This is a genomic window from Streptosporangium sp. NPDC000095, assembly GCF_042899335.1.
Lineage (GTDB): Bacteria > Actinomycetota > Actinomycetes > Streptosporangiales > Streptosporangiaceae > Streptosporangium.
Genome location: NZ_JBIAZS010000003.1, coordinates 353485 through 376943, shown reverse-complemented (window position 1 = coordinate 376943; position 23459 = coordinate 353485). Strand labels below are relative to the sequence as shown.

The 23459-nt window shown below is 71.0% G+C and carries 21 protein-coding genes; 13 read left to right on the top strand and 8 right to left on the bottom strand.

From position 1 onward, the window contains the following. Positions 1 to 17 precede the first annotated feature (17 nt). A complete protein-coding gene (locus tag ACFY3V_RS09995; RefSeq protein ID WP_350945287.1) occupies positions 18 to 923 on the bottom strand; it encodes an aminoglycoside phosphotransferase family protein in 906 nt (301 codons plus the stop codon). Further along, positions 923 to 2371, bottom strand: a complete 1449-nt coding sequence (locus ACFY3V_RS09990) for a helix-turn-helix transcriptional regulator (protein WP_350945286.1) — start codon at positions 2369 to 2371, stop codon at positions 923 to 925. Before ACFY3V_RS09990 ends, ACFY3V_RS09995 begins: the two co-directional genes overlap by 1 nt. Before the next feature lie 230 nt (positions 2372 to 2601). Here ACFY3V_RS09990 and ACFY3V_RS09985 point away from each other — a divergent pair, with 230 nt between their 5' ends. Next, positions 2602 to 2886: a hypothetical protein gene (locus tag ACFY3V_RS09985; protein ID WP_350945285.1), complete on the top strand. Its 285-nt coding sequence runs from the start codon at positions 2602 to 2604 to the stop codon at positions 2884 to 2886. A 320-nt stretch (positions 2887 to 3206) separates the two neighbouring features. Then, positions 3207 to 3941 carry a glycosyltransferase family 2 protein gene (locus ACFY3V_RS09980; RefSeq protein ID WP_389771898.1) on the top strand — a complete coding sequence of 245 codons (735 nt, stop codon included), beginning with the start codon at positions 3207 to 3209 and terminating at the stop codon, positions 3939 to 3941. A gap of 88 nt (positions 3942 to 4029) precedes the next feature. On the opposite strand, the gene ACFY3V_RS09975 is transcribed toward ACFY3V_RS09980, so the two are convergent. Both ACFY3V_RS09975 and ACFY3V_RS09970 read right to left on the bottom strand, forming a co-directional pair. Then, on the bottom strand, positions 4030 to 4395 hold the full coding sequence (locus tag ACFY3V_RS09975; protein ID WP_350945283.1) for an STAS domain-containing protein: 366 nt from the start codon (positions 4393 to 4395) through the stop codon (positions 4030 to 4032). Between the two features lie 88 nt (positions 4396 to 4483). After that, on the bottom strand, positions 4484 to 4858 hold the full coding sequence (locus tag ACFY3V_RS09970) for an STAS domain-containing protein (RefSeq protein WP_362899810.1): 375 nt from the start codon (positions 4856 to 4858) through the stop codon (positions 4484 to 4486). A 98-nt stretch (positions 4859 to 4956) separates the two neighbouring features. On the opposite strand from ACFY3V_RS09970, the gene ACFY3V_RS09965 reads away from it, so the two are divergent. Beyond that, positions 4957 to 6198, top strand: a complete 1242-nt coding sequence (locus ACFY3V_RS09965) for a hypothetical protein (RefSeq protein WP_389771893.1) — start codon at positions 4957 to 4959, stop codon at positions 6196 to 6198. A 481-nt stretch (positions 6199 to 6679) separates the two neighbouring features. Here the strand turns inward: ACFY3V_RS09965 and ACFY3V_RS09960 are convergent, their stop codons facing one another. Then, positions 6680 to 8020 (bottom strand): APC family permease, encoded by a 1341-nt coding sequence (locus ACFY3V_RS09960; protein WP_362899806.1) that lies wholly within the window; start codon positions 8018 to 8020, stop codon positions 6680 to 6682. 133 nt (positions 8021 to 8153) lie between these two features. On the opposite strand from ACFY3V_RS09960, the gene ACFY3V_RS09955 reads away from it, so the two are divergent. Beyond that, positions 8154 to 8549 (top strand): hypothetical protein, encoded by a 396-nt coding sequence (locus ACFY3V_RS09955; RefSeq protein ID WP_389771889.1) that lies wholly within the window; start codon positions 8154 to 8156, stop codon positions 8547 to 8549. A gap of 290 nt (positions 8550 to 8839) precedes the next feature. Here ACFY3V_RS09955 and ACFY3V_RS09950 read toward each other — a convergent pair whose 3' ends face one another. After that, positions 8840 to 10027 (bottom strand): glycosyltransferase family 4 protein, encoded by a 1188-nt coding sequence (locus ACFY3V_RS09950; protein ID WP_389771886.1) that lies wholly within the window; start codon positions 10025 to 10027, stop codon positions 8840 to 8842. A 35-nt stretch (positions 10028 to 10062) separates the two neighbouring features. Between ACFY3V_RS09950 and ACFY3V_RS09945 the strand changes: the two genes are divergently transcribed. Genes ACFY3V_RS09945 through ACFY3V_RS09935 form a run of 3 tightly spaced genes read left to right on the top strand, consistent with a single transcriptional unit; the run spans position 10063 to position 15461 of the window. Further along, on the top strand, positions 10063 to 10920 hold the full coding sequence (locus tag ACFY3V_RS09945; RefSeq protein WP_350945277.1) for a PIG-L family deacetylase: 858 nt from the start codon (positions 10063 to 10065) through the stop codon (positions 10918 to 10920). Between the two features lie 54 nt (positions 10921 to 10974). Continuing rightward, positions 10975 to 12036: a lysylphosphatidylglycerol synthase transmembrane domain-containing protein gene (locus tag ACFY3V_RS09940; RefSeq protein ID WP_362899796.1), complete on the top strand. Its 1062-nt coding sequence runs from the start codon at positions 10975 to 10977 to the stop codon at positions 12034 to 12036. Between the two features lie 41 nt (positions 12037 to 12077). After that, positions 12078 to 15461, top strand: coding sequence for a BTAD domain-containing putative transcriptional regulator (locus ACFY3V_RS09935; RefSeq protein ID WP_362899794.1), 3384 nt, complete (start codon positions 12078 to 12080; stop codon positions 15459 to 15461). 87 nt (positions 15462 to 15548) lie between these two features. Here the strand turns inward: ACFY3V_RS09935 and ACFY3V_RS09930 are convergent, their stop codons facing one another. Next, positions 15549 to 16106, bottom strand: coding sequence for a hypothetical protein (locus tag ACFY3V_RS09930; protein ID WP_389771881.1), 558 nt, complete (start codon positions 16104 to 16106; stop codon positions 15549 to 15551). Positions 16107 to 16295: 189 nt separating this feature from the next. Here ACFY3V_RS09930 and ACFY3V_RS09925 point away from each other — a divergent pair, with 189 nt between their 5' ends. After that, entirely contained in the window at positions 16296 to 16841 is a 546-nt protein-coding gene (locus ACFY3V_RS09925; RefSeq protein WP_350945273.1) for a VTT domain-containing protein, read from the top strand. 72 nt (positions 16842 to 16913) lie between these two features. On the opposite strand, the gene ACFY3V_RS09920 is transcribed toward ACFY3V_RS09925, so the two are convergent. After that, positions 16914 to 17039, bottom strand: coding sequence for a hypothetical protein (locus ACFY3V_RS09920; RefSeq protein ID WP_389771878.1), 126 nt, complete (start codon positions 17037 to 17039; stop codon positions 16914 to 16916). Between the two features lie 10 nt (positions 17040 to 17049). Here ACFY3V_RS09920 and ACFY3V_RS09915 point away from each other — a divergent pair, with 10 nt between their 5' ends. The 5 genes from ACFY3V_RS09915 to atzF all read left to right on the top strand — a co-directional run bounded on the left by ACFY3V_RS09915 (position 17050) and on the right by atzF (position 23290). Next, entirely contained in the window at positions 17050 to 17898 is an 849-nt protein-coding gene (locus ACFY3V_RS09915) for a D-alanyl-D-alanine carboxypeptidase family protein (RefSeq protein WP_362899788.1), read from the top strand. Positions 17899 to 18025: 127 nt separating this feature from the next. After that, on the top strand, positions 18026 to 18673 hold the full coding sequence (locus ACFY3V_RS09910; RefSeq protein WP_350945271.1) for a GntR family transcriptional regulator: 648 nt from the start codon (positions 18026 to 18028) through the stop codon (positions 18671 to 18673). 300 nt (positions 18674 to 18973) lie between these two features. Next, a complete protein-coding gene (locus ACFY3V_RS09905) occupies positions 18974 to 19654 on the top strand; it encodes an isochorismatase family cysteine hydrolase (protein WP_362899785.1) in 681 nt (226 codons plus the stop codon). A 3-nt stretch (positions 19655 to 19657) separates the two neighbouring features. Further along, positions 19658 to 21274: a hypothetical protein gene (locus tag ACFY3V_RS09900; RefSeq protein WP_350945269.1), complete on the top strand. Its 1617-nt coding sequence runs from the start codon at positions 19658 to 19660 to the stop codon at positions 21272 to 21274. A gap of 51 nt (positions 21275 to 21325) precedes the next feature. Continuing rightward, entirely contained in the window at positions 21326 to 23290 is a 1965-nt protein-coding gene (gene atzF, locus ACFY3V_RS09895) for an allophanate hydrolase (RefSeq protein ID WP_389771872.1), read from the top strand. Positions 23291 to 23459: the final 169 nt, after the last annotated feature.

Genomic DNA, 23459 nt, shown 5'->3' with positions numbered 1-23459 from the left:
CCCCCGTTTGAAGATTTTTACTGGGAGACACTAACGGGTTCGGCCATGTACCACCGGGCATGTTGCTCACCTCGGGTGAGGGAATTCAGTCTTCGGGGAAGCTCGCGCCGGGAGAAGGGGTCGGCGGCGGCGTTGCGGATGTGGATTCCCACCGCGTAGATGTCCCTCACCTCCATGAGGGTGGAGTATCCCGGCCAGGAGCGCAGGTCGCTGCCGTACGCGTCGGCGAAGGCGTCCACGTCGGCGGCGGTCAGGCCGAAGCGCCGCTGGCCGTGGTAGGTGTGGACCAGGTCCCACTCGCGAGGCCCGACCGCGACGCCGTCCCAGTCGCAGAGCACCACGTGCCCGTCCGTGCAGCGCAGCAGGTTGTCGATCCACGCGTCGCCGTGCAGCAGCACCGGCGAGTCGTCCATGCCGAGATCCGACCAGCGCTCCGTCAGCTCCGCGATGCGGTCGCGCAGCCACGCCCGCTGGCAGGCGGTGAGCTCTTCGGAGCGGTCCACGGCGCGACGCACCTCGCACAGCGGGTCGACGAAACGCCGCAACGCCACCGGCGGCACCGGCAGCAGGTGCAGGCTGCGCAGGATCTCGCCCAGCTCCGTGGTGGTGGGACGCCCGCTCGCCGGGACGTAGTGCCAGAAGGTGACGACCCTGCCCTCGTGCACCACCGGCTGCTCGGAGATCTCGTCGGCCGGGCGCACCGCGGGGAACCCCTGCTCGGCGAGCCAGCGGGCCACCGCGAGGACGAGCGGCAGCCGGGTCAGCGCGTTGGGAGCGGTGGCGATCCTGACCACGATCTCACTGCGCAGCTTGAAGACGGCGTTGCTGCGCACCCTCAGCAGCTCCGCGTCCCTGTGGTCGATGCCGAGGTTCTCGCAGACCTCCCGCAAGACGGTGAACGCCTCCTCGGCGAGCGAGTTCATCAGCTGACCGGCGCCGCGCCGGTGACCAGGTCGTTCAGACGTCGCACCGCCGCCGCCCTGTTTCTGGTCTGCGGCACCTCCGACAGCAGCGCCTTCGCTCGGTTGAGCACGATGGAGGTACGGTGTTCCGGCGGAACCTGGAGCAGGGCCTTCTCGGCCAGGTGGCAGGCGTCCTCGACCTTGCCGTCGCGGACCAGGTGCGCGGCCTGGTCGAGCAGGAGGAGGACCGGGTCGATCGCGTACGGCACCGAGGGCCCCGCGGGTCCCGGGTTCCAGTCGACGTCCTCGCCGAGCTCGATCAGGGTGCCGATCCGGTAGAACTGCAGCCGCCGCTCGGAGAAGCGGAAGGCCAGGTGGTCGTGGCCCTCGGGAGGCATCTTGGCGAAGATGCGCTCCGCCTCGGCCAGCGCGACCCTCGCGGCCTTGTGCTCGCCCATCCGTGCCAGCGCCCGCGCCTCCGCCGCCGCGCCGAGCGCCGCCGGTGAGCTGGGGGCGCTGCCGGCGAGCATCCTGGCCTCGCGGGCGAGCCGCACGGTCTCGGCGAGGTCGCCGTAGTAGTAGGGGAGCATCGCCTGCTGTGCCCGGACGAGGGCGCGCAGCCGCACGTCGCCCATGTCGTCGGAGGCGTTGCGCGCGGTGCCGTACCAGGCGTGGGCCTGGCGGGTGTCGCCGAGCTTCATCAGCGCGTCGGCCGAGAGCAGCGCCAGCATCACGGTGGCGTTGAGCAGGCGGCGCTGGGCCATCGCGGGCTGGCGGGCCAGCGAGAGCGTCCGCACGTCCGACAGCTCCAGCATCAGCCGGTAGAGCATCGGCACCGGCGCGCTGCTGATGTATTCGCGCCGGTAGCGCAGCACCTGCTCGTCGAGCCGGTCGAGCTGCTCCTCGGAGACGGTGGAGACGGCGAGCGTACGGTCCAGGTCCTGACGGGTCCGCTCGACCTCGGCGAGCAGCCGGCCGGTCATCACCGACCGTGAGCCGAGCAGGGCGTGGTGGAACAGCGCGCGCCGCTCGATGTCGTCTTCGGACCGTTCCCGCTCCTCCGTCTGGTAGGGCGTGCGGCCCTCGCCACCGGAGACGACCACGACCTTGGCGCCCCCGCCGTCCTCGCAGTAATCTCCGGCCAGGCCTAGCCTGACGGCGTTCGCACGGTAAAGTCGAGCCAGTAGATCGATGGTCTGCGGGCGCGGCCGTGCCCGGTTGTTCTCCCAGGCGTTGAGCAGGTCGATGCTGGCCCGCGCCTCGCCCAGGTCCTGGCGCTCACAGAGCTCCTCCAGTTCCTGAACGGACTGCCTGGCCGACCAGCCCCTGGCCAGCCGATGTGCCTTGAGCAGGCTCACCCCGCAGCAGCCGTGAATGGCCTGCGCGGTCTGCCAGTGGGTCCACTGCCTGGACGCCGCCTGCTCGCGCCAGCGTCGCGCGCATGCCGGCGAATGCTCACCTCGGGCCACGGCGCCCCTCCCACTTGCTGTTTACACAACATTAACAAGCACGCACCTCAACGTAAACGCAGCTGTGCGCGGCATTCCGTTTATTCGCGGTTTCCCCACGGAACATCCATGACTTTCCGGTCTATTCCACTGTTCCCGGAGGGGGTTGCGGAGGGACCGATTGCCTCAAGTGCCACAAAACCGCACTCTGCAGAGAGGCAAGTCACCAGTGTCCGCCAGGAGTGATCCGGATGATGACAGAGCGCGGCGAAGGTATCGACCACCTGCGTCGGTTGGCCACCCAGTTGGAGGCGCACGCCTTTCAGGTGCGCCTGAGGTCGGCCGCAGGGCTTTATCCACGACTTCATGTGATCAACCCCATGGCCCCGGCCAGGACCGAGGACGTGCTCGCCGCCCACGAGGAGGACGGCGAGTGGTGGTTCTGGCTGTCCTGGGCGGGGCGCATCGGCCACGCGGAGGACGTCGCGACGGCCGCGGAACGTGTGGCCAGTGTTCTTCATGTGATACGGAGATAGGTGATTCTTGGGCCTGGCGTGGGTAACACCCGGTGATCAAGCCCAGAATGGAGCGGCACCGTGAAAAGGATCCTGCTCGTACAACGTCCGCGTCCACCCCGTGAGCCGGTGCCACTCGACCTGCGCAGCCCTTCGGGTCGCACGCTCCCCTTCTGACAGCCCTCACGATCCGCATCGGGTCGTGCCTCCCCTTGGAACGGTCGGCGAAGAGACCCTCCCGCTACCCCCAAGGGGAGGTCAAAAGGCACGATCCTCTGTCACGTGAGGGCTTGCAAGAGGCTTTCAAGTGTTCTGCAGGTGGTGTGTTCAACCCTGTGGCCATGAACAGCGCCCCTTTTCCTTTCAGTGTCAGCGTGGTCGTCCCCGCCATGAACGAGGCGGAGAACCTCCCGCACGTCTTCGCGACCCTGCCGTCCTGGATCGACGAGGTGATCCTGGTCGACGGCAACTCCACCGATGACACCGTCGCCGTCGCCAGGACCCTGCGGCCCGGGCTGCGCGTCGTCAGCCAGACGGGCAAGGGCAAGGGCAACGCTCTCACCGAGGGGTTCGCCGCCGCGACCGGTGACATCATCGTCATGATCGACGCCGACGGGTCCACCGACGGCCGGGAGATCCACTCCTTCGTGACCGCGCTGGTCGAGGGAGCCGACTTCGCCAAGGGGTCTCGCTGTGCCCCCGGCGGAGGCTCGGACGACATCAGCCCGATCCGCTCGCTCGGCAACACGATGCTGACCAAGGTGACCAACCTGCTGTACGGCACCCGCTACACCGACCTGTGCTACGGCTACAACGCCTTCTGGGCCCGCCACCTCGACGCGCTCGACCTCGACTGCGACGGCTTCGAGATCGAGACCCTCATGAACATCCGCGCCGCCCAGGCCGGTCTCGTCATCCGCGAGGTTCCCAGCCACGAGCGCAGCCGCATTCACGGCGCCAGCAACCTGCACGCCGTCCGCGACGGCCTGCGGGTGCTCCGCACCATCCTCCGCGAGCGCGAGGGACGCGTCGACGGTGTCCGGCTGCGGCAGGAGCACGCCACCCAGGCCGTCTGACGGCCGTCTGATCCGCCGGGGATCGGGCCGATCCTCCGGCGCTCCTCCGCGCCGGTCTTCTCGTCGCCCCGGGGCCGTTCGCGAGGGCTCAGGCCACCTCGAGCGCGTCGGCCACGGAGGGGAGCACCTCGAACACCTGGGTCAGGCCGGCGAGATTGAGACGCCGGGCCAGGTTGCCCTGAACGCCGGTGAGGATCACCCGCACCCCTCTGCTCAGGCCCTGGTGACGCACCTGGAGCAGCTCGCCGATCCCGGAGGAGTCGCAGAAGGTCAGGGCGGACAGGTCGAGAATGAGCCTCGGTGAGGGCAGGGAACCCCAGGCCCTTCCCATCTCCTCGCGGAGCACCGACGTGTGGTAGTGATCAAGCTCTCCGCTCGCCCGTACGACGAGTGTCGTACCGTGCAGCCCGGATGTGGCGGTGAAAACCGACTCCGGCTCATCTCCCACGAACATGACCAACCTTCTGAACCGACCCTTTGCCCAAGCAACCATAACTGTCTCATACGGCGCGGATCGCTCTAGTGCGGAGAAACGTGACCACTCATGTCACCTCGGCAAATGCTTCCACCGCCTCTTCAACCGTACGACGGGTGTCGAACAGGTCGGCCACCCCGAGACGCCTCAGCCGCTGCCTCATCACGGCGGAGGGGCCGACGAGAACGAGTGAGCCCGCCAGCCGGCGAACGCGGTTGAGGGCGTACATGAGCACGCCGTACCCGGTGGAGTCGCAGAAGGTGACCTCGGTGAGATCGATCACCAGGCGCGGGGGGTCGGTCGCTCCCAGTGCGACGTCGGCCTGTTCCTTCAGCAGTGGCGAGGACCCGTAGTCCAGTGCCCCCACCGCGTGCAGGGCGATGAAATCACGGTGTTCGTCGGCTCGAACACGGAGTCTGCCGCCCTCTTCAGCCTTCGCCATCGACATCCTCTCCCGCCTACGTCCCCGGTGCCCCGACCAGGCGGGTCTAATCACGCGGAGCACGACCGGATCGCGAAGGCATGCGGAACAATGGGGACATGGTGAAAGCGCGCCCGATGGCGGTCATGGTCGTCGGTACGCTCCTGATCGCCGCGTGCGGAGGTGCCCCCGCGACGCCCGAACCCACCGTCGCACCGGGCGGCACCGCCTCGCCGGCCCCCGCCTCCCCTGCTCCCAGTTCTCCGAACCCGGCGCCGGAGACCCCGTCGGCGAGTCAGGCGACCCCGGCGGCGACCGGGGCGGTCGCCGCGTCCGCCGAGTGGACGGCCGTGGGCGGCGCGAACCTGCCGGGCGCGACGGCGTTGCTCGACGTGGCGGCGACCGGGCCCCGCGACGCCTGGGCCGTCGGATACCAGGACGGCGCGGAGGACCGGGAGGGCACGCCCGCCGTCCTTCGCTGGAACGGGAGCCGCTGGAGGGAGATCTCCCTGGGCGGCGAGGCCGACGTCCACCACCTGGAGGGGGTCGGCGCGGCCGGGCCCGACGACGTCTGGGTGGTGGGCAACGGCCCGAGCGCGTTCGCCGCGCACTGGAACGGGCAGGCGTGGAGCCCGCACCGGCCCTTCGGGGTGGCCGAGGACTACCGGCTGGCCGACGTCGCGACAGGCGGCGGCACGTGGTTCGCCGCGAACGGCCCCTCGGGCGCGGTCGTCCTCGAGTGGGCGGACGGCGGTTTCCGCAACGCGCTGACCACGCAGGGCACCTTCGAGGCGATCACCTCCGGGCAGGGGCACGTCTGGGCGGTGGGAACGAGCGAGACCCGCACCCCGCTGGTCTGGCGCGGCACCGCCGGATCATGGGAGAGCCTGGAGACGCCGCCGGTCCAAGGCGGTCGTCTCAGCGCGGTCTGGCAGGTCTCGCCGTCGGAGGTGTGGGCGGTCGGACGGGTCTCGACCGGCCAGGAGACCGGGTCGGAGACGCGAGGTGCCGAGGGGGCGCAGCCGCTCGTCATGCGCTGGGACGGGACCCGCTGGACGCGGGTCGAGGTGCCGGTCTCCCGGGGAGGCCTGTACGGGGTCACCGCCTCCGGCTCCGACGTGTGGATCAGCGGCGTCGACGCCGACCACGCCGGACAGGCGCTCATCCTCCACTTCGACGGCACCGCCTGGTCACGCGAGTACGGCCCGCTGTTTCGCACCTACGCCGCCACCCAGCAGTACGAGGAGACCGACGACGTGGGCGGCGCCGTCCTGACCTGGGTGCCGGGCAGCGAAACGCTGTGGGCGGTGGGCTCGGTCGGCGTGGGCGACGACGAGAAGGCCTTCGTGCTCCGCCGCTGAGACCTCCGGGATTCCCGGGACTCCTGAGACTCCCCGAGTCCGCCGGCACCGTCGGCATCGCCGCCGCCACCGGACCGTCATCGCCCCGGAGATCGCCGCCAAGGTCGCGGACTTGGAACAAACGGTGTCCCTGCCGGAAACATCGGCCTCCTAGTCTGCGGACATGGCGGACTATTTCTCCCAAACGCCACGACAGAGCCCTCGACGCCGCAGCCGGGACACCGAAGGTCAGACCTCCCTTTCGCTGCCCCCCGCCCTCTCGGGCCCCGACATCCGCGCGATCACGCCGCCCGGCACACTCGCACCCCGTCCGGCCGGTACAGATCAACACGAGCTGGGTAAAAAATCCGTGAAAAAGTCGGTCAGTTGACGTAGTCTCTCTCAAACTCCAACAAAGAGGGAGTATCACATGAAAAAGGTTCTTATCCTCCAAAAGCCCCGGCCGCCACGGAAACCCATCGCTCTGGACCTCCGCACCCCCTCAGGACGGGCCCTGCCCTTCTGACAGGAACAACCGGTTGACGAACCAGAGGACCGCACCGATCGCGAGCAGGACCCCCGCGCGGAGATAGACGTCCGCGTCCCTGCCGGTGATCGGCAACGTCAGGACGAGACAGACCACCGCCCCGAGAACCGGCATCCAGCTCGGCGCCCGGAAGTGATCGTGATCGACACGGTCCTTGCGGAGGATCAGCACGGCCACGTTCACTATCGCGAAGACGCACAGCAACAGCAGCACCGTGGTGTCCGCCAGGTCGCTCATGTCGCCGGTGGCGACGAGCACCGCCGCGACGCCCACGGTGAAGACGATCGCCACCCACGGGGTGGACCTCGTCGAATGGACCGTCCCGAAGATCTTGGGCACGATTCCCTCACGCGCCATGCCGTAGACCAGGCGCGAGGCCATGAGCATGTTGATCAGCGCGGTGTTGCCCACCGCGAGCAGCGCGATGAGGGCGAACAACTTGGGCGGGAACGCCAGCCCGGCGACCTTGACGACCTCGAGCAACGGACCGGACGAGTCCATCAGCGTCTTGGTGTCGACCAGCATGGTCGCCGTGAACGCGACCCCCAGGTAGATGACCGCCGCGATGGTCAGGCCGCCGAAGAGCGCGCGGGGAAAGTCTCGCTGCGGCTCCTTGGCCTCCTCCGCGAGGTTGACCGAGTCCTCGAAGCCGAGCAGCGCGTAGAAGGCGAGAGCCGTGCCGCCCAGGATCCCGAGGAAGGCGCCGTTGACCGGATGGAACTCCAGTGCCCGCGCCGGTTCGCCGTCGCCGGACAGCAGGGCGAAGATCCCGATCGCGATGATCACCAGCAGGCCGAACGCCTCGATGATCGTGAGCACCACGTTGACCTTGATGGACTCGGAGATCCCGGCGAAGTTCACCAGCGTGATCAGGCCGAGGAAGATGAACGCGCCGACGACGACCGGCAGCGTGACGAACTCCCCGAGGTAGTCGCCGCCGAAGGCCCGCGCGGCGGCGCTCGCGGAGGTGATGCCGCTCATCAACACCGCGAACGCCACAATGAACGTGACAAAGGGAATGTTGAACGCTTTGTTCGCATAAAGCGCGGCACCGGCTGCCTGGGGATATTTGCCGACAAGTTCGGCGTAGGCGGTCGCCGTCAGCGCCGCCAGCACGAAGGCCACCAGGAAGGGCACCCACAACGCCCCGCCGACGTGGCCGGCGACCTTCCCCACCAGGGCGTATATCCCGGCACCGAGGATGTCGCCCACCACGAACAGAAGGAGGACCCTGCGCCCGATGACCCGCTTGAGCGAGTGCTGACCGGAACCGGGATCGACGATCGCCTCAGCCATGCCCCGCACTTACCCTCGGCGGGGGCAAAATCACGTCAGGTCACAGGAGTCACTCCTGTAAGTGTCATGAAAGTGATCCGCAAGGAACCCTGCCTACAGTTCCAACTGTCACGAAATGCAATGAAAGGCAGAAATGTTCCGCGCCCTCTCCTCCCGCCACCTCGCCGTCGCCGCAGCGGGAGTCGCTCTCATATCGATGACCGCCGCCTGCGGCGGGTCGTCCTCAAACAGCGCGGTCTGCACGGAGGCCGCGTGGTCGAAGCCCTTCGCGGACTTCACCACCGCCGCCACGTCGAGCGCCGGTGATCTCACCAAGTTCAACGACGCCACCGCCAAGCTCGCCGCCGACCTCAAGGCGCTCGCGGCCACGGCCGACGGTGAGGTGGCCACCGCCCTCACCGACCTCGCCACCTCGTTCGAGGCGGTCAAGATCGACCCGAACGACCCGGCCGCGGCCGCGACGGCCGCGACGTCGCTGGCGACGAAGGCCCAGGAGGCGAACACCAAGCTCATCGAGGCCTGCGCCTAGACCTCCTGGACCTCTTGGACGATCCAGGGACCGGTGCCTCCTGGCGGCAGGAGGCACTCCGGGTACGGCCGCCGCTCCGCCTGCGGGGGGCAGTGCGGCGCGGCGGCCGTACCGACGATCTCCGGCAAGGCCCCTGCCACCGCACGGCAGGGGCCTTGCGCGTTTCCACCCGGCCGCCGCCCGGCCTCGCGACGACGTCCCGCCGGACACCGGCCCCCGCCTCGGTCTCCCGTCCGCCGCCCCTCGCCTCGGTCTCCCGTCCACCGGCCCTCTCATCCGGGGCCCGGCTCTCAGGTCCGGCCGACGCGCGCCTGCTCGTAGCAGCGTTCGAAGCCTTCGAGCACCGCGGGCCAGGAACTGTGGACGGGCTCGGTCTCCCGGTTGTTCGCCGCGATCGACTCGCGCAACTCGCGGTCGCGGACCAGCCTCGCCACCGACGCGACCAGATCGTCGAAAGTCCGCCCGAGGAGTCCCTCCTTGCCCGGCCGTACGAAGTCGGCCACCCCGCTCTGCGCACGCGCCACCACGGGCACCCCCGCGGCTCTCGCCTCCAGTGCCGCCAGCCCGAAGGACTCACGGGGCGCGGGGGCGACGAACACGTCCGTCGAGGCGAGCAGCTCGCGGATCTGGTCGCGGCTGTAGCGGCCGGGGAGCGAGACCCAGCCGGTCATGCCGTTCGTCCTCAGATAGCGCTCCATCTGCGACCGGGCCGGGCCGTCCCCGACGACGGTCGCCCGCATCGGCGTCTCGGCGGGCACCTGGGCGCGGGCCTCCCGCAGGAGCCGCAGCAACCGGACCGGCTGCTTGCGGGGCGCGAGCCGCCCCACCGCGACGACGTGCACCGGCTGTACCGGGCCGCCTTCCCGCTCTGACGGCACGTCTCCCGCGGGGGAGGCATGGGAAGCCGGAGGGGCCGAGAGGGGCGGGGAAGCCTGGGGAGCCGGGGGAAGGTGCGCCGAGCGCCAGCCGGAGACGTCCAGGCCGTTGGAGACCACGTGCACCGGCACGCCGGGCCCGGCCACCGCGCGGATCGGCAGGGCCGCGGCCTCGCTCACCGCGGTGCCCACCAGCCCCCAGCGGTGCCACCCGAACAGCAGCCGCAGCCCCCGGTAGAGCGCCCGCGTGACCGGGTCCCACATGCTGTGCACGGTGACGACCACGGGCAGGCCCGCGCGGGTCGCCGCCCGCACGCCCATCCAGGCGAACGGCGAGACCGCCCCCGTGTGCACGTGCACCACCTCGGGCCGCCGCGCTCCGATCAGGCGGAGCAGGTGTCCGGTACCGAACGGGTGGACCGGCAGGTCGAAGGGGAGTCTCGCGACGATCCTGTGCACCCCGGGAAGGCTCTCCCCCGGGGTGGCGGTCGCCACCTCGACGTCGTGGCCCGCCTCCCGCTGCGTCCGGATCAGATCGGCGACCTGCACCTCGATCCCGCCGAGGCGCGGCAGGTAACAGTCACTGATGTGGAGGATCCTCACCGTGCCAGCGTAGACCCGCGTGAGATCATGCCTGCGTGCCCCTGAGGGCGCATCCGCGTCGCGCGAACGGAGTGAGCCTGATCAGCAGCGTCAAGACAGCAGTGTTCTTTCATGCCCATCCCGACGACGAGGCCCTGCTGACCGCGGGCACCATGGCGATGCTCGCCGCCGAGGGCCACCGGGTGGTCCTCGTCGTGGCGACCTCGGGTGAGCGAGGCCAGGCCGACCTCGAACCCGGTGAGGCGCTGGGCGCCGCCCGCATGGCCGAGCTGTACAAGTCGGCCGCGGCACTCGGCTGCGCCCGGGTGGTGAACCTCGGCTACGGCGACTCCGGGCTCGCCCCCGGCGGCGGGATCGCCGACGACCGGCCGGACGACGCCTTCATCGACGCCGACGCCGAGGAGGCCGCCCGGCGGCTCGCCGCCATCCTCACCGAGGAGAAGGCCGACCTACTGACGACCTACGACCCCGCGGGCGGCTACGGCCACCCCGACCACGTCCAGGTGCACCGGGTCGGCGGCAGGGCGGCCGAGATCGCGAAGACCCCGATCGTGCTGGAGGCGACCGTCAACCGCGACCCCCTGCTGCGGGGGCTGCGGCTCGCGAGGAGGTTCTATCCGCAGCTCGACATCCGGGCCTTCGAGCGGGCGTACTCCCCCGGTGAGGTGATCACCCACCGGGTCCCCGTGCGGCGTTTCGCCCGCCAGAAGCGGGCGAGCATGGCCGCCCACGCCTCCCAGGCCACCGGCGCCGACACCCGCACCCTCGGGGTGATGCTCAAGATCCCTCAGCCTCTTTACCGCCTCGTCTTCGGCACCGAGTGGTATGTCCGCAGGGACGCCCCCCTGGGCTCCCGGCTGAGGCACCCCTTCGAAGTTCCTCCCAAAGGATGAGTTCGGTAGCGGCAGACTGGGTCGGGGATATCGGGTGAAGAGCGGTCGTGTCGCATGAAGAGCAGGTTGTTCCAGGTCGGGCTGTCGGTCGTGTCGCTGGCACTCGCCGCCACGCTCGTGTTCTTCATGCCCCAGGTCGTGGCGCTCCTGACGGGCAAGCACGTCTCCTGGGCGCAGATCGGCGCGCAGTTCGCCGCGCTGGGTCCGCGAGAGGTCGCGCTGATGACCGTCGTCTGGCTGCTCAGCCTCCTCGCCTACACGTTCGTGCTCACCGCCTCCCTTCCCGGGCTGACCCACCTGCAGGCCCTCACGCTGAACGCGGGCGGCAGCGCGGTGAGCAACCTGCTCCCCTTCGGCGGCGCGGCCGGCGTGGCGATGACGTTCGCGATGACCAGGGGCTGGGGGTTTCCCGCGCGGGCGGTCGTGGTCTCCACGCTGACCACCGGCATCTGGAACACCCTGTTCCGCTTCCTGCTGCCCGCGGCGGGCATCGTCGCCCTGCTGTTCAGCGGGCAGTCGCTCAGCCCCACGGTGACGAGGGCGGGCTGGGTGGGTGCGCTCTCCATCCTGGGCCTGGTCGCCGTGGTGACCGCCGCCCTGTACTGGGACCGCGCCGCGAACGTCCTGGGTCGCGGTCTCGACGCCCTCACCCGTCTGCTCCCCCGCCGGATCCGTCCCGGCGAGCACTCCGCCTCCGAGGCGCTGTCCAAGCTGCGGGCCGACACCTCCGAGATCGTGAGGGACCGCTGGGCCGGGCTCACGCTGGGAATGATCTTCTTTCTGGGTTTCCAGTGGCTGATTCTCGTCGTCTGCCTGCAGGCGACCGGCGCCTATCCCGGACTGGCGCAGTCGATCGCCGCCTTCGCCCTGTCGAGGGTCCTGACCACGGCCTTGGTGACTCCCAGCGGTACCGGGATCATGGAGGCCGGAACCATCGGCGCACTGGTCTTCTTCGGCGCCCCCCTCGACTCCGCCACCGCCGCCGCCCTGCTTTTCGGGTTCTGGACCTACACTGTCGAAATCCCCTTCGGCGGGCTGGCTCTGGGAGCCTGGACCTTCCTGCGCAGGCGTGAGAACGCCGCGACGGCCGCCGAAAAGGAGTCGATCAGCCGCTAGATTGGGAAATACCTTGTATGCGATTGGAAGGCCCACATAGCGTGGCGGCTGACATGGTGGCGTTCCGAGTTCTCGGCCCGGTCGAGGCGCATTCAGGTGAAGACGAGCTCGACCTGGGCGGGCTCCGTCAACGTGCGGTCCTGGCGCGCCTGCTCGTCGCGCGCGGGCAGGTCGTTCCCGTCGACTCACTGCTGTACGACCTGTGGGACGACGATGCGGCCAAGGGCGCCCAGTCGGGGCTCCAGGTTTACATCTCCCGGCTGCGCCGGGTGCTGGAGCCGGGACGTCCGCGTGGAGGGCCGAACCGGCTGCTGGTGACCGTGGCCTCGGGCTACGCGCTGCGCGCCGCTCCCGACCAGGTCGACGCGCTGCGTTTCGAGACGCTGGTCCGCACCGCGGGAGAGCACCTGGAGGGCGACGACCCCGCCTCCGCGCGGGCTCGCCTGGAGAAGGCCCTGAGCATGTGGCGGGGCACCCCCTACGCCGACTTCGCCGACCAGCCGTGGGCCGAGGCCGAGGTCAACCGGCTCGCCGAGCTGCGCCTGGTGGCCCGCGAGCGGCACGCCGACAGCGGCCTGCGATTGGGCCTGCCCGCCGAGTCCGTGCCCGACCTGGAGGCGCTCACCACCGAGCACCCGCTCCGCGAGGAGGGCTGGCGGCTGCTCGCCCTGGGCCTGTACCGCTGCGGACGGCAGGGCGACGCGCTGGCGGCGCTGCGCCGGGCGCGCACGATCCTCTCCGACGAGCTGGGCATCGACCCCGGCCCGGCGCTGCGCAAGCTGGAGTCCGACATCCTGTCCCAGGACCCCGGCCTGCAGCTCGCCCCCTCGGCGCCGTCCAGGCAGCGCCAGCAGGTGGCCGCGGAGACCTGGCCGCCCAGGCCGACGGTGGCCCAGGTGGAGCTTCCCCCGCTGGAGCCCGAGCCGTTCGTCGGCCGCGACGCCGAACTGGGCAGGCTCACCACCGCCGCGGCGAGAACCGGCCGCTTCACCGTCGCAGTGATCAGCGGCGACGCGGGCGCGGGCAAGACCACCCTGGTCCGCCAGCTCATGAGGCGGCTCTCCGACGACGGGTGGGGCATCTCCTCCGGCGCCTGCCCCGACAGCAGCGCCACGCCTCCCGGCTGGGCCTGGGTGGAGATCCTGCGCACCCTGGTGAACGCGGCCGGGCCCGGCGAGTACGCCTCGCTGCTGGCGCCGCTCCTCGACGACGCGGCCCCCGAGCCCGACGACGACCAGGCCTCCGGCGGGTTCCGGCTGCACCGGGCGGTGGGCGGCTATCTCGCCGCCGTCGCCAAGGAGACGCCGATCCTGCTCACCCTGGAGGACCTGCACTGGGCCGACGACCAGACGCTGGCGCTGCTCCGCGCGCTGCCGAGCCTGCTCGCCACCAGCCGGGTACTGCTCGTGGTGACCTGCCGGGACAGCGAGCTCAGCGACCAGCAGGCCGACGTGCTGGCCGCGCTGGCCAGGCTCGGTCCGGTGCGGGTCGGCCTCACCGGACTCGACACCAAGGCGGTGGCCGAGCTGGTCAGGGCGACGTGCGTGCGCGAGGTCGACGAGGACGCGGTCAGCAGCATCGTCGAGCGCACCGGCGGCAACCCCTTCTTCGTCCGCGAGACGGTGCGCCTGCTCGACGCCGAGGCGGTGAGCGACCGCGCGACGGCCGCCGAGGTGATCTCCGGCGTGCCCTCCGGCGTCCGCGACGTGCTCCGCAGGCGCGTCTCCCGGCTGCCCGCGATCGCCCAGCAGATCCTGTTGCAGGCCGCGGTGATCGGCCGAGACGTCGACGTGGACGTGCTCGTCGACGTCTCGGGCGACGAGGACGCCGTGGTCGACGCGGTGGAGGCGGCGCTGCTCGCCGGCCTGGTCACCGAGCCCGGTCCCGGCAGGCTCCGCTTCGACCACGACCTGGTCCGCGACACCCTGTACTCCGACGCCTCCCGGCTGCGCCGCTCCCGGCTGCACGCCGCGGTCGCCTCGGTGATCGAGCGCAGGAATCCCGGCGACGTGGCCGCGCTCGCCCACCACTACCACTCCGCGGGCACCGGCGAGACCGCCGGCAAGACGGTCCACTACGCGGGCCTCGCCGCCGAGCAGGCCGAGCGGCGCTTCGCCCACCGCGAGGCGGCCACCCTGTGGGAGCAGGCCATCGCCGCCTTCGACAGGTCGGGCGTCGCCCACACTCCCGACAGCACCAGGGAGCGACTGCTGCTCACCCTGCGGCTGATCAAGGCCCTCGCGCTCTGCGGCGACATGGCCGCGGCCCGCAGGCGGCGGCGCGAGGCGATGGACGCGGCGCTGCCCCTGGGCAACCTGGAGCTCACCGCCCGGGTGGCCGCCTCGCTCGCGGTGCCGCACAAGGGCATGGCCCGCGACTTCACCCGTACGGCCTGGGAGATCGTCGACGTCGCCGAGCAGGCGCTCGTCGAGCTGCCCGCCGGCGAGCAGTCGCTGCGGGCGAGCCTGCTCGCCACCCTCGCCCTGGAGCTGGAGGGGTCGGCGACCCCCCGGGGCGAGCAGGCTTCGCTGGAGGCCGAGGAGCTGGCCCGCCGCTCCGGTGACCCCGCCCTGCTCGCGACCGCGCTGAGCGGGCGGCTGCGCCAGTCGTACGGCATCACCCCGGTGGGCGAGCGCGAGGTCATCGGCAGGGAGCTGCTGGAGGTCGGCAAGACGACCGGGCAGATCTCGGTGCAGGCCCTCGCCCACCTGGTGCTGATGGAGTGCGCCGCCGCCTCGGGCGCGTTCGCCGAGGCCGACGCGCACGTGGCCGCCGCCGAGAAGCTCGCCAGGCAGTACGGCCTGTCCGCGCCCGCCTCCGTGGTCGCCTGGTACGCCGGGCAGCGCCTGATGATCGCCGGTGACTTCGCCGGGGCGGAGCGCGCCTACCGCGACGCCGCCCGGCTGACCGCGAAGGCCGGGATGCTGGAGGGCCGCCAGGACCTGCCGCTGATCACCACGTTCTGCCTGCGCCTGGTGAACGGGCAGGCCGCCGAGATGGTCGAGCCGCTCGCCGAGGCGCACCAGCGCGGAGCCAAGTGGACCCTGGACGCCTACGCGGTGGCTCTCGCCTCCGCCGGCCACCATCGGGACGCCAGGGCGGTCATCGCGGTGAAGACGCCCGTGCGCCCCGACTTCCTCTACGAGCTGGCGATGATCTGGCGGGCCCTCGCGGGCATGCTGCTGGACGACCGGGAGCGGATGATCGAGGCGTACGACACGCTGAAGCCGTTCGCCGACCGGATCGCGGGCGCGGGGACCGGGGTGGTCGCGCTCTGGCCCGTTGCCCTGACGCTGGGTGACCTGGCACTGCGGCTGGGCTTCGCCGACGCGGTGAAGCCGCACTACGAGAACGCCCTCGCGGTGGCCGAGCGGGTCGGTGTGGACCGGTGGGTGGAGGCGGCACGGCGCTCACTCGGCAGCTGACGCCTCACGAGGGCGGGGATCTTCACCGAGACCCGCTCTCCTACGGGAGGCCCGGGACGGATCGGCAGCCGGGAGGCCGGGGTCGGATCAGCAGCTGACGAGGAACCTCTCGCTGCGCAGCGGGGCCTCGCCGGAGACCGACAGCACGACGCGGTACCAGCCGGGGTTGTTCACGACCCTGGGCTGCCACTCGACGACCTGGCTCTCGCCGGTGAAGCCGGACCCGGTGCCCAGGTATGCCTGCCAGCGGCGGGTGCCGGGGCTCCAGCGCTCCAGGCGCCAGCCGTAGGAGACGGCAGCCCGGGGGTCGTCGTTCTCGACGAGGCTTTTGGCCTGGTAGGGCCGGTCACAGGGGCCGAGCGCGTCGATCGCGCCGACGGTGACCGTACCGGGCGTCATGACCGTGTCGGAGACCCGCTCGACGGTGACCGGGACCCGCTCCGTGGCGGGCATCGATCGCGACGACAGCTCCACCGCCCGCACCGGCGCCTGCGCCGGCGCACCGGCCGTCACCTGGCCCGGAGTGCCGTACGCGGCCTCCACCCCCAGGTAGGCTCCAGCGAAGGCGAGGGTGGCGACGAGCAGCTTGAGTGCGCTCGCGACTCCACTCGCCACCACCGGTGCCACACTGCTACGCGGACTCATGACAGACACCTCTTTCGTTACCCCAAGGTGTACGCCACGGTTCTTGCCTTGGAGTTGACGTCCGCTTGCAGCCGGTGCGCCCACAGGCCGGCGGGTGCGCCCAAGGAGGGCTCCGCCATGCCGGCTCAGGTAAGCCTGCCCTAATATCAAGTAAAGGCAGCTGGAACGACCGCGGCGGTGATGTTCGGAATGCGACCTGTTGTGGCGGGCATCCCCGACCCGACCTCCGCGTCCTTCCTGGGCATGCCCCTGTGGCTCTGGGTGATCATCGGTGGCGTGGCCCTGTTCGGCGCGTTCCAGGCCTACTACTGGATCGGCCACGCCCTGGGCTCCAGGCTCTACGCCTCGCGCCTGGGCGCCAAGATCGGTCAGGAGAACATCACCCGGGTCGAAAACGTCGTCAGGAAGTGGGGCGCGCTCGCCGTCTACGGCTGCTTCTGGGTGCCCGGCCTGCGCCACACGCTGCCCTGGGTGGCCGGGGTGCTGCGGATCTCCTACCCCTGGTACGTCGTGGCGAGCGCACTGGGCTGCCTGACCTGGGTGCCGGTGACCTCCTTCGGCCTGTACTCGGTGATCTGGGGGTGGCTGGAGCTGGCCGCTCGCTCACCGCTCCTCGCGGGCCTGGCCGCGCTGGTGGCGGTCGCGCTCGTCGCCGGATTCGTGCGGTGGCGCCGTCGCCGGGCCTCCCGCCGCGAACTGGAGAAACACCCGCCACAGATGTCAACTTTTCAATAGCCAAACCGACAACTTCCGTATATCGACGGTGGCCTCTGCCAGCATGGCTCGCATGCATCACGGGGGAACAGGTCACACGGCCCGCGCCGCGCTGGTCACCGCGCTCATCCTGGGCACCGCGTCTTCGGTGTCTGCCCCGGCCTGGGGGATCTCGACCTCCGCGCCGCCCGGCGGGGCTTCGGCGCGCGTTTCTGTCACCGGATCCACGGTGTCCGCCCCGCTCGCCACACTTCGTACGCCCGCCCTCACCGCCACACCCGCTTTCGCGCCCGCAGGGGACCGGCGCGCGTCGGTGCCCTCGGTGCCGGGGCGGGCCGCGTACCTGTACGACGCGAGCACCGGAACGATCCATCTGAGCAAGCAGGCGGGCAGGCGGATGCCGGTGGCGAGCCTGACCAAGATCATGACGGCGTACGTCGTCCTCAGGGAGGCGCGGCTGGCCGACACCGTCACGGTCCAGGCGGAGGACGTACGGCACGCGGCGGCGAACGGCGCGACTCACGCCTCCCTGCGCGCCGGGGAGCGACTCACCGTGCGGGACCTGCTGTACGCGGTCATGCTCCCCTCGGGGGCGGACGCCTCACACGCCCTGGCCCGCGTCTACGGGCCCGGCAGCACGAGGTTCGTGGCGAAGATGAACGCCACGGCCCGCTCCATGGGGCTCGTCGACACCCGTTACGCCACTCCCGACGGCCTGCCGAAGCCGGGGCCCGGTTACTCCACCGCCCTGGACCAGGCGAAGCTGGCCGACCTCGCGCTGCGCGACCCGGTGCTGCGGATCATCGCGTCCACCAGGCGCCACCTCGTGGCGAAGTCCAAGGTGCACCGGGCGCATACCTGGACCAACTCCAACAAACTGCTCGGCAAGACACCCGGGGTGACGGGCCTGAAGACCGGCTACACCAGCGCCGCCGGATACTGCCTGTCCTTCGCCGCCGACCGCGAGGGCCACCGGTTCATCGGCGTCATCCTCGGCGAGTCCAACGGCGACCGGCGTTTCCAGACCGCGGCACGGCTCCTGGACTGGGCGGGCGAGCAGACTCCACCCGAGCTGTGAGGACGGCTGGAGCGCCCGCTCCCGACCGGCCCTCGACCGGAACACCCGACCACGCCACCATCCCGTGGGTGGGATTCCGGCCGTTCTCTGAGAGAGTTTGTTCCACACGTCGAGAGGAGTTGGACGGGTGGAACCCGATGGGGAGCTGAAACACCCCAGCCTGGTCGAGCTTTCGATGCGACGGCTCCGTCACGAGATCCTCTCCGGTGCCCTCGCACCGGGCGAGCGGCTGATCGAGGAGCAGCTCACCCAGCGGTTCGGCATCAGCCGGGCGCCGCTGCGCGAGGCACTGCGGTCGCTCGGGCAGCAGGGGCTGGTGGAGCACCTGCCCCGGCGGGGAGCCCGCGTCACCGAGCTGACCGGGAACGACGTGGACGAGCTGTTCGGGCTGCGCGACGTGCTCGAACGCTACGCGGTCGAGACCGCGCTGCCTCTCTCCGGCACGCACGACATGACCGCGCTCGCCGAGGCGCTTGAGGGGATGGCGGCGGCGGTGCGCCTGGACGACCCGCTCAGCGAGAACGAGGCGCACCGGCGCTTCCACCTCGCGCTGGTCGCGCTCGCGGGCCACCGCCAGCTGCTGATGGCGTACGAGCCCGTCATCCTGAAACTGCAGCTCTACATGGCCGCGAACCTGCGCAGGGAGGCCGAGCAGCGCTCTCCGGCCGAGGGGGTGGAGCGGCACAGGCGGCTCTTCGAGGCGATCGCCTCCGGCGATCCCGTCACCGCGCTCGACGCCCTCTCCCGGCACGGAGCGCGCACCTACATCGGCTAGAACGGCATCGGGTTCCACCCGTCCCGTCCGGCTCCTCTCGACGTAGGGCGCGGGTGCCGGCCGACCGCCGCGCTCACGCCCGTCGGCTGTCGGCCGTCCGCGGGGGCGCGGGGGCGCAGAGCCGCGGGGGCGCGGGGGCGCTGTCACGCATCGGCCGGACGCTCGACCGCGGGAGAGGCGCGCACCGGACACGATCACGCTCTGGTACAGGCCGCTAACAGAAGCGTAACCGGACGGGAAAGCCGCCGACATAATTCTGTCGACAATCGACAAAAGGAGGATCCGAGGAACGGAGTCAACGTGTCCGATCCGCTTCTCGTCGAGGCCGAGCCGTACGCATACGGGTTCGATCCCCGACATACAGCGCTGCTGCTCATCGACATGCAACGGGACTTCGTCGAGCCCGGGGGTTTCGGGGAGACCCTGGGCAACGACGTGTCCATGCTGCGGCGGGTCATCCCGCCGCTCCAGGAGGTGCTGGCCGCCACCCGCGCGGCGGGAATGACCGTCATCCACACCCGTGAGGGGCACCTGCCCGACCTGTCCGACTGCCCGCCCGCCAAGCTCAACCGCGGCACCCCCTCGCTGCGCATCGGGGATCCGGGTCCCAAGGGACGGATCCTGATCCGCGGCGAGTACGGCCACGACATCATCGACGAGCTCGCCCCCGTCGAGGGCGAACTCGTCGTCGACAAGCCGGGCAAGGGCTCCTTCCACTCCACCGACCTGGACCGGACCCTGCGGGCGGCGGACATCCGCAGTCTGATCGTCACCGGCGTCACGACCGAGGTGTGCGTGCACACCACCGTTCGCGAGGCGAACGACCGGGGTTACGAGTGCCTGGTCCTGTCCGACTGCGTGGGCTCGTACTTCGCCGAGTTCCAGCGGTACGGGCTCGAAATGATCGCCGCCCAGGGCGGCATCTTCGGCTGGGTCGCCCCCTCCGGCGGCTATCTCAAGGCACTCGAAACACGGAGCTGACCGATGACCACGACAACCGACCCCGTCAACCTCAAGCTCCCCTGGTGGGTCAGCGGGGACACCAACGCCTTCTTCGGCCTCGGCTTCAACGTGATGGTCAACGTGCTGGTGCTGAGCGGCCTCTGCCTCGGGGTCGTCCACCTGCCGGGCTCCGACGTCTTCGGCGTCATCCTCCCCGCGATGGGCATCCAGCTCCTCATCGGCAACGTGTACTACACCTACCTCGCCCGGCGGCTCGCCCGCCGGGAGAACCGCACCGACGTGTGCGCGATGCCGTACGGTCCCAGCGTCCCGCACATGTTCATCGTCGTTTTCGTGATCATGCTGCCGACCTACCTGGCCACCAAGGACCCGCTGCGGGCCTGGGTGGCCGGGCTCGCCTGGTGCTTCATCATCGGCGTCATCGTGGTGATCGGCGCCTTCGTGGGCCCGTACATCCGCCGCTTCACCCCCAGGGCGGCGATGCTCGGCACCCTGGCGGGCATCTCGATCGCCTTCATCTCGATGCGGCCCGCCGCGCAGATGTGGGAGGCGGCCTGGATCGCGCTGCCGGTGCTGGTGATCATCATGGTCGGCTTCTTCACCGACCTGAGGCTGCCGGGCAACATCCCCGTCGGGCTCGCCGCGCTCCTCGCCGGCACCGCGATCGCCTGGATCGGCGGCTACATGGACCCCGCCGACGTGGGCGCCGCCGCCGGGAACATCGCGGTGAGCCTGCCGTCGCTGCACATCGACCTCCTCCTCGAAGGACTCGGCCAGGTCTCGCCGCTGCTCGCCACCGCCATCCCCCTGGGCATCTACAACTTCACCGAGGGCATGAGCAACGTGGAGAGCGCCGCCGCCGCGGGTGACTCGTACAACCTGCGCTCGGTGCTCCTGGCCGACGGCGCGGGCGCGGTGGTCGGCTCGATGCTGGGCTCGCCGTTCCCGCCCGCCGTCTACATCGGCCACCCGGGGTGGAAGTCCGCGGGCGGCCGTACGAGCTACTCGATGGCGAGCGGCGTCGTCATCGCGCTCTTCTGCTTCCTCGGCATGTTCGCGCTGCTCGGCGCGGTGCTGCCGGCGCCCGCGATCGTGCCGATCCTGCTCTACATCGGCCTGCTCATCGGCGCCCAGGCCTTCCAGTCGGTGCCGAAGGCGCACGCGGTGGCCGTGGTGATCGCGATCATCCCCAACATCGCCTCCTGGGCGCAGGGCTACATGGACAACGCGCTCGCCGCGGCGGGCACCAGCGCGCGGGAGGTCGGGTACGACACGATCGCGCAGAGCGGGACGGTCTACGAGGGAACGGTCCTGCTCGGCGGCGGTGCCGTGCTCGCCGGCCTGGTGCTCGGCTCGATCACGGCCTTCATCATCGACCGGTCGTTCCTGTGGGCCGCCGGGTACGCCTTCGTCGGCGCGGCCCTGGCCTTCATCGGCCTCATCCACGGCGAACGGGTCGAGTGGAACGCCAACGGCCAGGTCTCCCTGGGCTACCTCTTCGCGGGACTGATCCTGCTCGCCTTCACCCTCCTCAAGCCCAAGCCTTCCGGCGAGACGCCGGAGGCCACCGAGGAGCCCGGCGAGCCCGAGCCGGCCCCCGCGAGGCCCGTCTCCGCCGAGGCACCCGCCACCTCCTGAACACCGTCCCGCCGAACACCGTCCCGCGAACCACGTACACAGGAAAGGCATATGCACACTCCGCCTGATCCGGACAGCATGCCCCGCCTCCCCCTGAACCCGGTCCGGCTGGACCTGGAGAGCCTCTCCGGTCTCTACCGTTCCGGTGCGGCCCTCCCCGCCGACGTCGCCGGGGAGGTGCTCGCGCGGATCGCGGCGCGAGGTGACGACCACGTGTGGATCACCCTGCGCCCGGCGGCGGACCTGCTCGGCGACGCGGCCGAGCTGGCCCGCCGCTGGCCGGACCCCGGCACCCGCCCACCGCTCTACGGGGTCCCCTTCGCGGTCAAGGACAACGTGGACGTGGCCGGGCTGCCCACCACCGCGGCCTGCCCGGCCTACTCCTACGTCCCCGAGCGCGGTGCGCCGCTGGTGGAACGACTGCTCGCGGCGGGCGCCCTCCTCGTCGGCAAGACCAACCTGGACCAGTTCGCCACCGGTCTGTCGGGCACCCGCAGCCCGTACGGCGCGTGCGAGTCACCGCTGGTACCCGGTCTCATCTCCGGCGGGTCCAGCTCGGGCTCCGCGGTGGCGGTGGCCGCGGACCTGGTCTCGTTCGCCGTCGGCACCGACACGGCCGGTTCCGGCCGGGTACCCGCCGCGCTCACCGGCACCGTCGGGGTCAAGCCGAGCCGGGGGCTCGTCAGCACGCTCGGCATGGTGCCCGCGTGCGCGTCACTGGACTGCCCGAGCGTCTTCGCCCGCTCGGCCGCCGACGGCCTGGCCGTCCTGTCGGCCATCGCCGCCTTCGAACCCGCCGACCCCTGGTCACGCGTGCTCCCCGTCCCCGGCCCCGTACCGACCCGCGCGTCCCCCCTGCGGATCGGGGTTCCGCACGAACCGGAGTTCTTCGGCGACACCGCCGCCGAGACGGCCTTCGCGCGGGCGGTGGACCGGCTCGGCGGCCTCGGCCACCGGATCGTCCCCGTGGACCTCGGCCCCTTCCTCGCCGCCGGGCGGCTGTTGTACGAGGGGCCGTGGCTCGCGGAACGGCTCGCGGCGGTCGGCGACTTCGTCACCCGCAACCCCGGCGAGATCCACCCCGTCACCCTGAAGGTGCTGTCCGGCGGCGGCGCGCTCAGTGCCGTGGACGCCTTCGAGGGGCTCTACCGCCTGCGCGCGCTGGACGCGAAGACCCGGGAGGCATGGGCGTCGATGGACGTGCTCGCCGTCCCGACCGTACCCACGACCTTCACCGTCGCGGAGATGCTCGAAAGCCCGATCGAGCGCAACGCGATCCTCGGCCACTACACGACCTTCACCAATCTCCTCGACCTCGCCGGGATCTCCGTACCCGCGGGGACGACGACCGCCGGCCGCCCGCACGGCGTCACCTTCCTGGGACCGGCGGGCTCCGACGGACTCCTCGCCGGTCTCGGTGCCACCTTCCACGCCCTGACCGGCGGTCCCGCGCTCCCCGTCCCGGACTCGGGATCGGCGGCCACCTCGGCCTCGGCGAGCACCGTCCACGCTCCGAAGGCGGGACCGGCGACGGTTCACGCCTCCAAGGCCGGGGCCGAGGCCGCAGTCGGGGTCGGGGCCGCGGTCGAAGCCGCAGCCAGGGCCGGGGCCGAGGCCCAGGCGCGGACGGTGCTCGCCGTGGTCGGCGCGCACCGCTCCGGCCAGCCGTTGCACGGCCGGCTCCTCTCCCTCGGCGCCACCGGTCTGGGAGTTGCCCTCACCGCCCCCCTCTACCGCCTCTACGCCCTGGAAGGCGGCGAGATGCCACTGCCGGGGCTGGTCCGCTCGACCTCCGGCGGGGTCGCGGTGGAGGTCGAACTGTACGAACTGCCCCCCTCGGCACTCGGCATCCTCCTGACGCAGACCGTTTCGCCCCTCGGCCTCGGCACGATCGAACTCGCCGACGGCCGCGCGGTGCACGGTTTCCTCTGCGAGCCGTACGCCACCGAGAAGGCCCCCGACATCAGCCGGCACGGCAGCTGGCCGAGCTATCTCCTCTCCCGGTCACGATCCTGACGATTCGGCTCCCTGCCCGGCCACGGCCGTGAGAGACCGGCCCCCTGCCCGGCCACGGTCCTGAGAGACCGGCCCCCTGTCACGGTCCCGACGATCCGGCGACGGTCACTCCGCGGTCGTCCGGAGCTCGCGCCCCGGTGATCGCGGGTTTCGGACGACCATGTGCGAG